This is a genomic window from Brevundimonas goettingensis (assembly GCF_017487405.1).
Lineage (GTDB): Bacteria > Pseudomonadota > Alphaproteobacteria > Caulobacterales > Caulobacteraceae > Brevundimonas > Brevundimonas goettingensis.
On the sequence record NZ_CP062222.1, the window covers coordinates 146,005 to 159,394 of the forward strand.

Here is a 13,390-nt window from a genome sequence, read left to right on the forward strand (position 1 = left end):
TTCAAAGCCGCGCGACCGTCTCCGCCGTTTCTTGTCAGGCCTCCAGTGCCGCGGGGCCCCTCACGTCATTGCGGGCCCGTGGCGTTCCGGCCGTTCCAGCTGCGCCACCACTCGACGAAGCGCGGCAGGCCTTCGGACAACAGCACCCTGGGCTCATAGCCGGTCAGCTTGTGGAGCTTGGACACGTTGGCATAGGTGGCGGTGACGTCACCCGGCTGCATCGGGCGCATGATCTTGATCGCCTCGCGGCCGAGAGCCTTCTCCAGGGTCTGGATCATGTCCATCAGGCCGACGGGCTTGGAGTCCCCAATGTTGTAGACCTCATGCCCACCCTCGGACGGCGGGTTGTCGAGCACGCCCAGGATGCCGTCGACGATATCGTCGATATAGGTGAAGTCCCGCGCCATCTCGCCGTTGCCGTAGACCTCGATCGGCTCGCCGCGCATGATCTTCTCGGTGAAGCTGAAATAGGCCATGTCCGGCCGCCCCATCGGTCCATAGACGGTGAAGAAGCGCAGACCCGACTGCGGGAAGCCGTAGAGGGTCGCGTAGCTCTGGCTGAGCAGCTCGCACGACCGCTTGGTGGCGGCGTAGAGGGACACCGGCGACACCGTCGGATCGTCTTCACGGAAGCCTGCGCCCTCTAGCGGTCGATCGCCGTAGACCGAGCTGGATGAGGCGTAGACCAGATGGTCCACCTTCGCGTGGCGGCAGGCCTCAAGCAGGGACAGATGCCCCTTCAGATTGGAATGCTCATAGGCGAACGGGTGTTCGATCGAGTAGCGGACCCCGGCCTGGGCCGCGAGGTGCACGACCCGCTTCGCCCCGCTCTCGGCGACCAGGGCGCGCATGGCGGCCTCGTCGGCGATGTCGGCCCGCTCCATGCGGAAGGCCGGGAAGGCGGCCAGCCGTTCGGCCCGGGCCTCTTTCAGCGCCGGGTCGTAGTAGGCGTTGAAGACGTCGACCCCGATGACGCTCTCGCCGCGCTGGAGCAGGCGTTCCGCGACATGCATGCCGACGAAGCCGGCGGCGCCGGTGACGATGACGGTCATCGGTTGGATTCACGACGCAGGGAAGAAGTAGGCAAGTCCCAGGATCCTTTGGGTGGGCGTCGAGATATTTTCGAACGCCAGATCGCCGCGTAGGCGAAAGAAGCCCAACGATGCACGCTACGGCCCGGATTGGCTACCGGTAGCGATCAAATTCCAGTTGGCCGCACTGATCCGGAATGCATACGGGTTCCGGAATGCGGATGTGCAAGGGCGAGCTGCAGCCGGGCATGTACGAACATCCGGAGCGGCTGGCGAAGGCGAAGGCGGCGAAGGGCTAGAGGGTGGAGAAGAAGGCCGGAACGGTCTCCGTCGCGGGGCCGTAGATCGCCTCGTCGAAGGTGCCCGCGCCGAGGCTGGGCTCCAGATTGATCTCGACCGTCCGGGCGCCCGCCATCCGCGCCAGCTGCACGAAGCCCGCCGCCGGATAGACGGTCCCCGAGGTGCCGATGGAGACGAACAGGTCGCAGCGGCCGAGCGCCGCCTCGATGCGGTTCATCGACAGGGGCATCTCGCCGAACCAGACGATGTGCGGGCGCATTCGACCCTCGAGATGGTCGAGCGAGGGCTCGTCGGGCGCCATGTCGCCGGTCCAGTCGCTGACGACGCCGGAAGCCGTGCAGCGGCCCTTGAGCAGTTCGCCGTGCATATGGATCAGTTCGAAGCCGGGGGCGGGGGGGAACTCGGCCTCGGCCCGATCATGCAGGTCATCGACATTCTGGGTCACCAGCAGGAAGTCGCCTTCCCACCGCGCCGCCAGCTCGGCCAGGGCCCGGTGAGCGGCGTTGGGCTGGACCGTCGGCAAGGCCGCGCGACGCAGGTTGTAGAACCGCTGGACCAGCACCGGATCGCGCGCGAAGGCTTCGGGCGTTGCGACGTCCTCGAACCGGTGGCCCTCCCACAGGCCGTCCGCCCCGCGAAAGGTCGGCACGCCGCTCTCGGCCGAGACGCCGGCGCCGGTCAGGACGACGAGGTTCATGCAAAGCCTCCGATTCTCTGCGAACCATGATGCAGGGATGCGTCGGTTTGATCACCTCTACGGTTTCGATCCGCGTCCCCGCCCGCTAGAACGACGGCAGACTCACGGAAAGGACCTCCCATGAAAACCCGCGCCGCCGTCGCCTTCGAGGCCAAACGTCCGCTGGAGATCGTGGAGGTCGATCTGGAGGGGCCACGCGCCGGTGAGGTGCTGATCGAGATCAAGGCCACCGGCATCTGCCACACCGACGCCTATACTCTGGACGGGCTCGACTCCGAGGGCATCTTCCCGTCGATCCTGGGTCACGAAGGCGCGGGCGTCGTGGTCGAGGTCGGACCCGGCGTGACCTCGCTGGAGGTCGGCGATCACGTGATCCCGCTGTACACGCCGGAGTGCCGCCAGTGTAAGTCGTGCCTCAGCCGCAAGACCAATCTGTGCACCTCGATCCGCGCGACCCAGGGCAAGGGTCTGATGCCCGACGGCACCTCGCGCTTCAGCTACAAGGGTCAGGCCATCGCCCACTATATGGGCTGCTCGACCTTCTCGAACTACACCGTCCTGCCCGAAATCGCGGTGGCGAAAATCCGCAAGGACGCGCCGTTCGACAAGGCCTGCTACATCGGCTGCGGCGTGACCACGGGCGTCGGCGCGGTAGTCAATACGGCCAAGGTCGAGCCGGGCGCCAACTGCGTGGTCTTCGGCCTGGGCGGCATCGGGCTCAACGTCATCCAGGGGCTGAAGATGGTCGGGGCCGACATGATCGTCGGCGTGGACATCAACGACACCAAGGAGGAGTGGGGCCGCCGCTTCGGCATGACCCACTTCGTCAATCCGAAGAATGTGTCGGACGTGGTCGCCCATCTGGTCGAGATGACCGGCGGCGGCGCCGACTACACCTTCGACTGCACCGGCAACACCGTGGTCATGCGTCAGGCGCTGGAAGCCTGTCACCGCGGCTGGGGCGAGAGCGTCGTCATCGGCGTCGCCGAGGCCGGCAAGGAGATCGCCACGCGGCCGTTCCAGCTGGTCACCGGCCGGGTGTGGCGTGGCTCGGCCTTCGGCGGCGCGCGCGGCCGCACCGACACGCCGAAGATCGTCGACTGGTACATGGACGGAAAGATCGAGATCGATCCGATGATCACCCACACCCTGCCGCTGGAACGCATCAACGAGGCCTTCGACCTGATGCATGCGGGCGAAAGCATCCGCAGCGTCGTGGTGTTCTGAGACAACGAAAACAAAGGGAGAGACGAGATGTTCACGCACCTGACGGTGGGCGCCAACGACGTCGAGGCGTCGCGCAAATTCTACGATGCGGTTCTGACGACCCTGGGCATTCCCGCCTCGGTGGGGCCGGACCCCAAGGGCCGCTACTGGTGGCGCACGGACAAGGGCGGCTTCGCCATCGGCAAGCCGATCGACGGCGAGCCCGCCTGCCACGCCAACGGCGGCACCATCGGCTTCGCGGCCCGGGACGCGGCCATGGTGAAAGCCTTCCACGACGCCGGCGTCGCGGCCGGCGGCACGTCGATCGAAGATCCGCCCGGCGAGCGTAACGGAACCTTCGGCACGCTGAACCTGGCCTATCTGCGCGATCCGTCTGGCAACAAGATCTGCGCCGTGCATCGCGTCGCCTGATGGAAGCGACGAAGACCCACATCGTCCATGGCGGGACGCTGCGCTATCTGAAGCACGACAGCGTCACGACCGGCACGTCCATGACCCTGTCGGTCTTCGTTCCTGCGGGGGAAGGACCATTCCCGGTGCTGATCTGGCTGTCCGGCCTGACCTGCTCCGAGGACAATTTCACCACCAAGGCCGGCGCCTATCGCGCGGCGGCGGAGCAGGGGCTGATCATCGTCGCGCCCGACACCTCGCCGCGCGGGCCGGACCTAAAGGGCAGGGCCGTCGCCGACGACGCGGCCTATGACCTCGGGCAGGGCGCCGGCTTCTATGTCGACGCCACCGAGACGCCCTGGGCGCCGCATTTCCGCATGGAGACCTATGTCGTCGAGGAGCTGATCGCCCTGATCGACGCCGGGTTCCCGACGACGAAGACGCGGTCGATCAGCGGCCATTCCATGGGCGGTCACGGCGCCCTGACGCTCGCCCTGCGTCACCCGGAACTGTTCAAATCGGTCTCGGCCTTCGCGCCGATCGCGTCGCCCACGCGCTGCGCCTGGGGCGAGAAGGCCTTCACCGCCTATCTGGGTGAGGATCGGTCGCTGTGGGACGCCCACGACGCGGCGAAACTGGTCGAGGCCGGAGCGGGCCAAAACCCTGGAGGAGCGGGTGCGTTCGACGACATCCTGATCGATCAGGGCGACGCCGACGGATTCCTGGTCGATCAGCTCAAGCCCGAGCTTCTGGTCGCGGCGGCCAAGGCCGCGGGCCAGACCCTGACGCTCAGGATGCAACCCGGGTACGACCATTCCTATTTCTTCATGGCCAGCTTCATCGCGGACCACATCGGCTTCCACGCCAAACGACTGAAAACCTCATGACCGACGCAACCCAGCCTGACTACGCAGAGATGTTCGCCGCCCTGTGCCGGGAGCTGGGCTACTGCCTGCATGTGAAGGGCGAGAAGAGGGTGATCGCCGCCCTGCCTCAGGGGCTGGACGCCGCGGTCAAGGCGGTGCTGGAGGCCGAGGGCGCGGACTTCCTGAACACCTCGGGATCGCTGAAGCGTCAGATCCGCGATTGCCTGAAGGCCAATCTGCCGTCCGGCTGACGGCGGTCAGTTCCCGCCAGGGTGCAGCCGCTCGTCGATGCGGTGCTGCACCTTGCCGCGCAGCTGGCGGCGCGTTCGCAGTGCGTCATGCAGATGGTCGGCGAGGCAGAGGATCTGTTCGTCGGCCATATAGTCCGCGGCCTCGCGGACCTGACGACACAGCTGTTCGAGCTGAGTTTCGCTCAGTCGCGGGGGATAGTAGTTCAGCGACTGTCGCACGCGGCAGTCCTCCATGCTCACATGGCAGCCCCCCGTCCCGCAGCCATCAATGGTTGCAAGGGCGATTCTGTTCCCGAGCAAAATAGCTAACGACTCGCAACAGGAACGAAAACGCACCCTTCGGCTTGGGTTCGTCGAACGGGCGGACTATTTGCTGCCTTACAACCTTGACCGCACACCCTGCCGCACGGAGCTCTCCCATGGCCTTCACCCTGCCCCCGCTGCCCTACGCCTATGACGGCCTGTCGCCGGTGATCAGCAAGGAGACGCTGGAGTTCCACCACGACAAGCACCACCAGGCCTATACCGACAACCTGAACAAGGCGCTCGACGGCTTGGCCGAGGCCGAAGGCAAGTCGCTGGAAGAGATCTTCGCCGAGATGTCGAAATACCCCAAGGCCGTGCGCAACAACGGCGGCGGCTACTGGAACCACATCTTCTACTGGGAAAGCATGGCTCCCGCCGATGAGGCCGGCGCCCCCTCGGCCGAGCTGGCCGCAGCCATCGACGCCGACCTGGGCGGCATGGACGCCTTCAAGACCGCCTTCGAACAGGCCGGCGTGACCCAGTTCGGCTCCGGCTGGGCCTGGCTGATCTTCGCCGACGGCAAGCTGAAGGTGATCAATACCCCCAATCAGGACAACTCCCTGATGGACATCAACCCCGACAAGGGCGTGCCGCTTCTGGTCAACGATGTCTGGGAACACGCCTACTATCTGGATTACCAAAACAAGCGCCCGGCCTTCCTCGGTGCCTTCTGGCCGATCGTGAACTGGAACAAGGTCAACGAACGTTTTGCCGCCGCCAAGGCGGGCTGAGCGAGCCAAGTCTGAATGCAGCGCCCGCCGGTCGATCCGGCGGGCGTTTTCGTCACTGGAGGACGCCATGAAGCTGATCACCCCGAAGACATTCGCGATGGGTGCCGTCGCCGCCCTGCTGCTGGCCGCCGCGGCCTGTACGCCGGCCGAGAACGCGAAGCGGCCCGAAGCGAAGCCCGAGGCGGCGGCATTGGTCGCGTCGGATGGGGCGTACCCGTTCAAGGTCGGCTCGCTTCAGGCCTATGCGCTGCTGGACGGCGACAACCTCGTGCCGAACGACAACTCGGTCTTCGGCGTGGGTCAGACACCGGACGCCGTCGCTGCGGTCCTGGCCGTCGCCGGTCAGCCGACAGACGGTCTGGCGCTGAGCATCCACCCCCTGCTGGTCAAGGACGGCGACCGCACGGTCCTGATCGATGCGGGCGCCGGCGCGGCCTTCGGGGACAAGGCCGGCAAGCTGGCGGCCAGCCTGGCCGAGGCGGGCGTCGATCCGGCCGCGATCACCGACGTCCTGATCTCCCACGGCCACCCCGACCACGTCGGCGGGTTGGTCGCGGCCGACGGCGCCCTGACCTATCCGAACGCCACGATCCGTATGTCGCAGGCCGAATGGGCCTCGCTGCAGGCCAATCCGGAAATGGCGATCCTCGTTCAGGCCATCGCGCCCAAGGTGCAGGCCTTCGCCCCCGGCGCCGTCGTCGCCCCGGGCATCACGGCCATCGCCCTGGCGGGCCATACCCCGGGCCATACCCTCTACGAGATCGCTTCAGACGGTCAGAGGCTGCTCTATGCCGGAGACACGGCCCATCATTTCGTCGTCTCGCTGGCCCACCCGGAATGGGCCATGGGATATGACGGCGACAAGGTGGCGGGCGCGGCCCGGCGTCAGGCTGAACTCGCCGCCCTCGCCGCCTCGGGTGAGCGCGTTTACTTTCATCATTTCCCCTTCCCCGGAATCGGGCGGGTTCGGCAGGGTGCTGAAGGCTATGTCTGGGTTCCCGAAGGCTGAGGTCTGAGACCAAAGTCATAAGAAGAGAATGTAAAACAATCTTTGGTTGCGATGGCAGTATTCACCAGTATTCCGATGCTTGGTAACGCTCGTACTGGGGCGGTTTATTAACCAGCGAGGGCTAGGGTGCGCTGTCCAGAAGCAGCTCTCCCCGGCCGTCGATGCGTATTCTCTCCTGCCTCGTTCAGGATCATAACCTTCTGCTCGTCCTGCTGGCGGCCGCGATCTGCGTCGTCGGCGCCTGGACCAGCATCCGGTTGTTCAACCGCATCCGCAGCCGTCTGGATGGGCAGAAGGCCGCCTGGCTCTTCCTCGGCGCGGTCGCCGCCGGGGCGACCATCTGGTGCACCCATTTCGTGGCCATGCTGGCCTATCAGCCGGGCGTGGCGGTGACCTACGCCCCCGTCCTGACCGGCGTCTCTCTGCTGGTGGCCATGATCGGCTGCGGCCTGGCTATGGGCCTCGGCGCCCTGAACCACCGCCTGGCCCCGGCCGTCGGCGGCGCCATTTTCGGCGGCGCGGTGGCGACCATGCACTATACCGGGATGTCGGCCTTCGCGGTCGACGCCCTGGTCGTCTGGTCCGCCCCCTATGTGATCGCCTCCCTGATCGCGGCCCTGGGCCTGGGCGCTCTGAGCTTCCACCTCGCGGCCCGGGAGGACACGGTGAAGAGCCATCTGATCGGGGCCGGCGTCATGGTCCTGGCCATCGTGGCCCTGCACTTCACCGGCATGGGGGCGATGGAAATCTTCCCCTTCGCTCCGCGCGACACGGCCACCACCGCCGACGACGCCTCGGCGATCATGGCCCTGGGCGTGGCGGGCGTGGCCTTCCTGGTGCTGGGCATCAGCGTCGCCAGCCATATGATCGACGCCCAGATGAGCGCCCAGTCGCAGTCGCGCCTGCACGACCTGATGGAAGGCTCCGTCGATGGCATGGTGGTGACGCGCGAGGGCCAGGTGGTCGCCGCCAATACCGCCTTCCTGACCCTGTCCGGCTTCGATCTGAATGTCCTGATTGACCAGCCGGTCGAGCGCTTCATCGAATGCGCCGGCGCGATGCCCGAGGGCGCCCTGATCCAGTGCCAGCTGGCCTCCTTCGCCGAGGGCGCCATCCCGGTCGAGGTCGCCGTCCGTCATGAGACGGGCGTCGGCGGCCAGGCCGTTATCTTCGCCGTCCGCGACCTGCGCGCCAGGCTGGCGCAGGAGCGCCGCATCAGCCATCTGGCTCGCAACGACAGCCTGACCGGCCTGCCCAACCGCACCTCCTTCCTGGAGCGTCTGGAGCGCGTCGTCGCGACCGTGAAGCCGGGCGAGAGCCTGGCCCTTCTGGCCATCGACCTGAACCGGTTCAAGGAGGTCAACGACCTCTATGGCCACGCCGCCGGCGATCAGCTTCTGATCCACGTCGCCGACCAGATGCGCGGGGCGCTTGAAGACGGCGAGTTTGTCGCACGCCAAGGCGGTGACGAGTTCGTGGTCATCGTGCCGGGCGTGGACCGCGACGGGGCCTTCCGCGCCGCCGAACGCCTGCGCGCGGCCATCATCGTCCCGACCGAGATCGAGCGTGCCGAGGTCGGTTGCGGCGCCGCGATCGGCATCGCCCTCTATCCCCAGGACGCGACCGAGATTTCCAACCTGATCAATGACGCCGACCTGGCCATGTATCGGGCCAAGGGGTCGCTGACCCAGTCGATCTGCTTCTATGAAGAGGCGATGGACGAGGCGGTCCGCAACCGTCGCCGCCTGACGCAAGGGTTGCGCGAGGCGCTGGATCAGGACCAGTTCGAACTCTACTATCAGGTCCAGGGCTCGCTCGAGACCGGCAAGGTCACCGGCTATGAGGTACTGTTGCGCTGGCGCCAGGCCGACGGCTCCTTCATTCCGCCCGACCAGTTCATCCCGCTCGCCGAGGAGACCGGTCTGATCCTGCCGATCGGCGAATGGGTGCTGCGCAATGCGTGTCGCGAGGCCGCGACCTGGTCAGAGCCGCACAAGATCGCCGTCAATCTGTCGCCGATCCAGCTGGCCCACGTCGACCTGCCGCGTCTGGTGCATCAGATCCTGATCGAGACGGGCCTGAAGCCCTCGCGGCTGGAGCTGGAGATCACCGAGACGGCGATGATCAGCGATCTGGACCGCACCACCCACATCCTGCGTCAGCTGAAGCTGCTGGGCGTCTCGGTGGCCATGGACGACTTCGGCACCGGCTATTCGTCGCTGTCGACCCTGCGCGCCTTCCCGTTCGACAAGATCAAGCTGGACCGGTCCTTCATGTCCGAACTGGACGGCAGTCCGCAGTCCAAAGCCATCATCCGCGCCGTCCTGGCCTTGGGCGAAAGCCTGGAGATCCCCGTCCTGGCCGAAGGGGTAGAAACGATGGACCAACTGAGCTTCCTGCGCGAACAGGGCTGCGGCGAGGTCCAGGGCTATCTGCTGGGCCGGCCCAAGCCGGAGGCCGAACAGGTCGCGGCGCCGGAGGCCATCCTGTCGGCCGAGGCCGACTTCGACGCGCACCGGAAGGTCGCCTGACCCCGAAAGTCCATACGGACATTGACTCAAGGAGGGCGGGCCGTCATAAGCCCGCCTTTCCCGCATTCGGCCCACGGTCGAAGGCGCGAGAACACTACGGACGATGCGTGGACCGCCGTTGAGATCGCCTTCCCACTTTCGGGGAGGCCGGGCCGCATCAAGTTGAAGAGAATAGAATGTCCAAGCGCCACAGCGCCAAGTACAAAATCGACCGCGCCATGGGTGAAAACCTGTGGGGCCGCGCCAAGAGCCCGGTCAACAAGCGTTCGTACGGCCCCGGCCAGCACGGCCAGCGCCGCAAGTCCAAGGTCTCCGACTTCGGCCTGCAGCTGAAGGCCAAGCAGAAGCTCAAGGGCTACTACGGCAACCTGACCGAAAAGCAGTTCCGCAAGACCTATGACGAGGCTGCTCGCCGCAAGGGCAACACCTCGGAAAACCTGATCGGTCTGCTGGAAGCCCGTCTGGACGCGATCGTCTATCGCGCCAAGTTCGTCCCGACCGTCTGGGCCGCCCGTCAGTTCGTCAACCACGGCCACGTCACGGTCAACGGCAAGAAGGTGAACATCGCCTCCTACCGCGTGAAGCCGGACGACGTCGTCGCCGTCAAGGAAGCCTCGCGCAACATGGCTCTGGTGCTTGAAGCCCAGCAGTCGTCGGAACGCGACATCCCCGACTACATCGAACAGGGCGACCGCGGCTTCTCGGTCCGCTTCGTCCGTCAACCCGAACTGGCCGACGTGCCGTTCGCGGTCAAGATGGAGCCGAACCTGGTCGTCGAATACTACGCTTCGTAAGTTCGATTGCCGGATCGCAAGATCGGAAAGGCCCTGGGGAAACCCGGGGCCTTTTTCTTTGCTCCGAGGTTGGTGGGACCCTCGAGAACATCTTTGCCTGTCGCGCGTTACACGCAGGCAGGAGAGAGCGATGATCGATTGGGACGCCCCGACACGCCATAAACACCCGGGCACGCGCCGGGCCCTTGCGGCCTATGCAGCAATGGCGGGCTTCTCCCTCCTGATCTGGATGGGCGTGACCGCTGCAGTCCTGAAGTAGTCGCGGTTAGAGCGCCGGCTGGGGGCCGTATTCCCACGCATACGGCACGCCCGTCTCGCCGAGGATGAAGCGCACCAGTGTGGGGAAGGCGGCTTCCGAGCGCACATCGTTGGACAGGATCAGGACGCAGCGGCGGCTCGCCTCGATGCAGACCCAGGTATTGCCGGTCGAGTCATTGTGCCCGCCCTTGAAGAAACCCGGTCCCTGAGGTCCCGTGAAGGTCACGACGCCGAGGCCTGCGGACAGGCCGTGATGCTGATCGGCCGGCGGCATTTCTTCCTGAAAGCTGGGGAACTGGGTCGCAGTTCTGATTGAAACTTGGGGGCGGACCAGTTCGGCGGCCAAAGCCGGGGTCAGGCCATCCCGGCGGACATAGGCGGCGACGAATTTCGCAAGGTCTGCGATGGTCGTGTCCATAGACCCGGCGGCGCGGGTCTTCGAGCGTTCGTCATGCGGCTCGACCGAGCCGTCCGCCTCCCAGCCGTCAGCCAGATTGGCCGCGAAGTCGGGCCGCCACATCATCCCGGTCCTGGGCATGCCGAAACGGTCGAAGACCCGGCGCTGCATCTCGGCCCCGATGTCCAGGCCCAGACCCTGTTCGAGCACGAACTGCAGCAGGATCAGTCCGTCGCCGGAATAGGCGTAGCGGCTGCCCGGATCGAAATGGATCTTCAGCTTTCCGTCCGGCTCCAGGAAGCCGAAGTTGGAGAAGCCCGCCGAATGGGTCAGCAGGATGCGCGGGGTGATGGTCCGCCAGCGCGGGTCGTCGGCCAGACCGCGATAGTCTGCGTAGCGGTCGGCGAGATCCTCGCTCCAGTACTCGGGCAGGGGTTTGGGTAGATAGTCGGCGATGGGTGTGTCGAGGTCGATCTTTCCCTCGTCGACCAACTGCATCACGGTCCAGGCGAAGACCGCCTTGGTCAGGGAGGCGCCGTACATCACGGTGTCGGTCTCAAGCGGTTCGCCCCTGGCGTTTCGGTCGCCCCAGGCCTGGACCAGGCTCACCTTACCGTCGTCGATGACCGCCAGGGCCAGACCTTTCGAATGGGTCAGGCCCATCAACCGCTGGACCTCTTCGTCGACGGCGGCCGGTGAGGGAAGGGGGGCGGTTTGTGCCGGGGCCGGCCCCGCAAGGGCCAGCAGACCGAGCGTGGCGGCGGCGGCCAGGGACGTCGTCGGCGAGATCATGCGCAACATGGGGGCAGCTCGCTTTTCGGGTGCTTTCAGGTGCGAATTAAGCGCATAATGCGGCTCAGGCTGTTGAGGGGAAGGGGCATGGCGCCCGTCCGCGCATTAATTCTTTGTGGCATGGCCGGGGTGGCGCTGACCGCCCTGTCGGGGTGCGCCTCTGTGACCTCGCGCCTGGGTCTGGGTCAGGCCGATCAGGCCGAGCTGCCGCCGCCCATGCCGGGGGTGCTGGAGCCGATCCACGCCGCCGCCCTGCTCAACAACACCGCCGTCTTCTGGGTCAGCTCCAACGGCTGCACCAAGAAGGACGACCTGCAGCCGATCGTCTCCTTCCACGGTGATGCCTCGATCATCACCCTGCGCCGGATTTCCGAGGACCGCTGCACCACCCCCGAGGACGAGGGGGTGGAGATCAAATGGTCGTTCGAAGAGCTCGGCCTCAAGCCCGGGGCGCGGGTGTCGGTCAACAACCCCTACCAGTTGCCCCAGACCTGACGTCTAGGCCGGGGCGTGGACCCGGCCATAGCCCGGCCATGTGCTGTCGGTCGCCCGCGCATACTGGTCCGGCAGGCCCTCGGGCTGGCCGAGCGCCGAGGCCGCGTGGTGCGGCCAGTTCGGATCGTCGAGCACCGCCCGGGCGATGGCCACGGCGTCCGCCTGACCGGACGCCACGATCTGCTCGGCCTGATGGGCGTCATAGATCATGCCGACGGCTATGACATTGGCCTCGGGGATCCCGGCCTTCACCGCCTCGGCGAACGGAACCTGATAGCCGGGCTGGTCGCCGGGGATCTTCGCCGTCGCGACATTGCCGCCGCTGGTCAGGTGCAGATAGTCGTAGCCGAGATCGTGCAGGGCCCGGCTGAAGGCGACGGCCTCGTCCGGGCTGATGCCGCCCTCGGTCCAGTCCGAACCGTTCAGGCGGGCGCCGAGAACGCGCGTGCGCGGCCAGGCGTCGCGCAGGGCGGCGGCGACCCGCAAGGGGAAGCGCATCCGGTTCTCCAGCGAACCGCCGTAGTCGTCGGTGCGGTGGTTCGACAGCGGCGACAGGAACTGGGTCAGCAGATAACCGTGGGCGGCGTGCAGTTCGACCGCATCGAAGCCGGCGCGCTGAGCCCGCCCAGTCGCCTGGACGAAGCCGTCGACGACACGCTGCATGCCCGCCTCGTCGAGCGCCTCGGGCGTGTGCCAGTCGTCGCGGAAGGGCTCGGCGGAGGCGGAAAAGGTCTGCCAGGCCTTGTCGGGGCCGGCGGGGCCGCCGCGCTCGATCCACGGCGGATTGGTCGAGGCCTTGCGCCCGGCATGGGCCAGCTGGATGCCGATCGGGGTGTCGGAATAGGTGCGGATCTGCTGGATCAGGGTCGCGAAGCCGGCCTCTTGTTCGTCATTCCACAGGCCCGTATCTGCCCAGGAGATACGGGCCTCGGGTACGACCCCCGTCGCCTCCACGATCACCAGCGACGCGCCCGACAGGGCCAGCTTGCCCAGATGCTGGGCGTGCCAGGGCTGGGGCACGCCGTTGACGGCGGAGTACTGGCACATCGGGGCGATGATGATGCGGTTCTTCAGCGTCAGGGGGCCGACGGCGAGGGGCGAAAAAAGCAGGCTCATGAAAGGCGTCCTTGGGGGAGGAGGCTCAGTAGCTATGCCGGTTGCGGATCGGATCAAGGGGCGCGCGTCAGGGTGGAAAAGCCTTTCCGATTATTCACGTGTGTTTTGAACGTCGTCGGGTGATCAAGCGTCACAAGCTTCAACCCACGGGGATCTCCGCCAATGCTTCGTCTCGCCCTCGCCATCGCCATCGCCGCCC

General features: G+C 66.3%; 14 protein-coding genes. 9 read left to right on the forward strand and 5 right to left on the reverse strand.

Features of this window, described 5'->3' with window-relative positions; all coding sequences use genetic code 11:
- Positions 1-65: 65 nt before the first annotated feature.
- Together IFJ75_RS00705 and IFJ75_RS00710 are read right to left on the reverse strand one after the other, a co-directional pair.
- The gene (locus IFJ75_RS00705) at positions 66-1,052 is read right to left on the reverse strand and encodes an NAD-dependent epimerase/dehydratase family protein (RefSeq protein WP_207870668.1); all 987 of its coding nucleotides are present in this window, start codon (positions 1,050-1,052) and stop codon (positions 66-68) included.
- A 274-nt stretch (positions 1,053-1,326) separates the two neighbouring features.
- Positions 1,327-2,028 carry an NAD-dependent deacylase gene (locus IFJ75_RS00710; RefSeq protein ID WP_207870669.1) on the reverse strand — a complete coding sequence of 234 codons (702 nt, stop codon included), beginning with the start codon at positions 2,026-2,028 and terminating at the stop codon, positions 1,327-1,329.
- A gap of 120 nt (positions 2,029-2,148) precedes the next feature.
- On the opposite strand from IFJ75_RS00710, the gene IFJ75_RS00715 reads away from it, so the two are divergent.
- From IFJ75_RS00715 to IFJ75_RS00730, 4 genes are read left to right on the forward strand one after another with little or no spacing between them, the layout of a single operon-like run.
- Positions 2,149-3,255 carry an S-(hydroxymethyl)glutathione dehydrogenase/class III alcohol dehydrogenase gene (locus tag IFJ75_RS00715; RefSeq protein WP_207870670.1) on the forward strand — a complete coding sequence of 369 codons (1,107 nt, stop codon included), beginning with the start codon at positions 2,149-2,151 and terminating at the stop codon, positions 3,253-3,255.
- Positions 3,256-3,282: 27 nt separating this feature from the next.
- Entirely contained in the window at positions 3,283-3,666 is a 384-nt protein-coding gene (locus IFJ75_RS00720; protein ID WP_207870671.1) for a VOC family protein, read from the forward strand.
- Positions 3,666-4,532, forward strand: coding sequence for an S-formylglutathione hydrolase (fghA, locus tag IFJ75_RS00725; protein ID WP_207870672.1), 867 nt, complete (start codon positions 3,666-3,668; stop codon positions 4,530-4,532). The genes IFJ75_RS00720 and fghA overlap by 1 nt, the downstream gene beginning before the upstream one ends.
- Positions 4,529-4,762 (forward strand): hypothetical protein, encoded by a 234-nt coding sequence (locus IFJ75_RS00730; protein ID WP_207870673.1) that lies wholly within the window; start codon positions 4,529-4,531, stop codon positions 4,760-4,762. The genes fghA and IFJ75_RS00730 overlap by 4 nt, the downstream gene beginning before the upstream one ends.
- A gap of 6 nt (positions 4,763-4,768) precedes the next feature.
- Here the strand turns inward: IFJ75_RS00730 and IFJ75_RS00735 are convergent, their stop codons facing one another.
- Entirely contained in the window at positions 4,769-4,981 is a 213-nt protein-coding gene (locus IFJ75_RS00735) for a hypothetical protein (RefSeq protein WP_207870674.1), read from the reverse strand.
- Positions 4,982-5,181: 200 nt separating this feature from the next.
- Between IFJ75_RS00735 and IFJ75_RS00740 the strand changes: the two genes are divergently transcribed.
- The 4 genes from IFJ75_RS00740 (at position 5,182) to rpsD (ending at position 10,133) form a co-directional block, all read left to right on the forward strand.
- The gene (locus tag IFJ75_RS00740) at positions 5,182-5,799 is read left to right on the forward strand and encodes a superoxide dismutase (RefSeq protein WP_207870675.1); all 618 of its coding nucleotides are present in this window, start codon (positions 5,182-5,184) and stop codon (positions 5,797-5,799) included.
- A gap of 67 nt (positions 5,800-5,866) precedes the next feature.
- The gene (locus IFJ75_RS00745; protein ID WP_207870676.1) at positions 5,867-6,808 is read left to right on the forward strand and encodes an MBL fold metallo-hydrolase; all 942 of its coding nucleotides are present in this window, start codon (positions 5,867-5,869) and stop codon (positions 6,806-6,808) included.
- Between the two features lie 161 nt (positions 6,809-6,969).
- Positions 6,970-9,339: a bifunctional diguanylate cyclase/phosphodiesterase gene (locus tag IFJ75_RS00750; protein ID WP_207870677.1), complete on the forward strand. Its 2,370-nt coding sequence runs from the start codon at positions 6,970-6,972 to the stop codon at positions 9,337-9,339.
- Positions 9,340-9,515: 176 nt separating this feature from the next.
- The gene (gene rpsD, locus IFJ75_RS00755) at positions 9,516-10,133 is read left to right on the forward strand and encodes a 30S ribosomal protein S4 (RefSeq protein WP_207870678.1); all 618 of its coding nucleotides are present in this window, start codon (positions 9,516-9,518) and stop codon (positions 10,131-10,133) included.
- Positions 10,134-10,398: 265 nt separating this feature from the next.
- Here the strand turns inward: rpsD and IFJ75_RS00760 are convergent, their stop codons facing one another.
- Positions 10,399-11,589, reverse strand: a complete 1,191-nt coding sequence (locus IFJ75_RS00760) for a serine hydrolase domain-containing protein (protein WP_207870679.1) — start codon at positions 11,587-11,589, stop codon at positions 10,399-10,401.
- A 78-nt stretch (positions 11,590-11,667) separates the two neighbouring features.
- Between IFJ75_RS00760 and IFJ75_RS00765 the strand changes: the two genes are divergently transcribed.
- Positions 11,668-12,075: a hypothetical protein gene (locus IFJ75_RS00765; protein ID WP_225896928.1), complete on the forward strand. Its 408-nt coding sequence runs from the start codon at positions 11,668-11,670 to the stop codon at positions 12,073-12,075.
- Positions 12,076-12,078: 3 nt separating this feature from the next.
- On the opposite strand, the gene IFJ75_RS00770 is transcribed toward IFJ75_RS00765, so the two are convergent.
- Positions 12,079-13,191 (reverse strand): NADH:flavin oxidoreductase/NADH oxidase, encoded by a 1,113-nt coding sequence (locus IFJ75_RS00770; protein ID WP_207870680.1) that lies wholly within the window; start codon positions 13,189-13,191, stop codon positions 12,079-12,081.
- Positions 13,192-13,390 lie beyond the last annotated feature (199 nt).

Bases quoted from the DNA above. Each gene is read 5' to 3' on its own strand.
- IFJ75_RS00705 (WP_207870668.1), bottom strand. From the start codon at position 1,052: ATGACCGTCATCGTCACCGGCGCCGCCGGCTTCGTCGGCATGCATGTC.
- IFJ75_RS00710 (WP_207870669.1), bottom strand. From the start codon at position 2,028: ATGAACCTCGTCGTCCTGACCGGCGCCGGCGTCTCGGCCGAGAGCGGC.
- IFJ75_RS00715 (WP_207870670.1), top strand. From the start codon at position 2,149: ATGAAAACCCGCGCCGCCGTCGCCTTCGAGGCCAAACGTCCGCTGGAG.
- IFJ75_RS00720 (WP_207870671.1), top strand. From the start codon at position 3,283: ATGTTCACGCACCTGACGGTGGGCGCCAACGACGTCGAGGCGTCGCGC.
- fghA (WP_207870672.1), top strand. From the start codon at position 3,666: ATGGAAGCGACGAAGACCCACATCGTCCATGGCGGGACGCTGCGCTAT.
- IFJ75_RS00730 (WP_207870673.1), top strand. From the start codon at position 4,529: ATGACCGACGCAACCCAGCCTGACTACGCAGAGATGTTCGCCGCCCTG.
- IFJ75_RS00740 (WP_207870675.1), top strand. From the start codon at position 5,182: ATGGCCTTCACCCTGCCCCCGCTGCCCTACGCCTATGACGGCCTGTCG.
- IFJ75_RS00745 (WP_207870676.1), top strand. From the start codon at position 5,867: ATGAAGCTGATCACCCCGAAGACATTCGCGATGGGTGCCGTCGCCGCC.
- IFJ75_RS00750 (WP_207870677.1), top strand. From the start codon at position 6,970: ATGCGTATTCTCTCCTGCCTCGTTCAGGATCATAACCTTCTGCTCGTC.
- rpsD (WP_207870678.1), top strand. From the start codon at position 9,516: ATGTCCAAGCGCCACAGCGCCAAGTACAAAATCGACCGCGCCATGGGT.
- IFJ75_RS00760 (WP_207870679.1), bottom strand. From the start codon at position 11,589: ATGTTGCGCATGATCTCGCCGACGACGTCCCTGGCCGCCGCCGCCACG.
- IFJ75_RS00765 (WP_225896928.1), top strand. From the start codon at position 11,668: ATGGCGCCCGTCCGCGCATTAATTCTTTGTGGCATGGCCGGGGTGGCG.
- IFJ75_RS00770 (WP_207870680.1), bottom strand. From the start codon at position 13,191: ATGAGCCTGCTTTTTTCGCCCCTCGCCGTCGGCCCCCTGACGCTGAAG.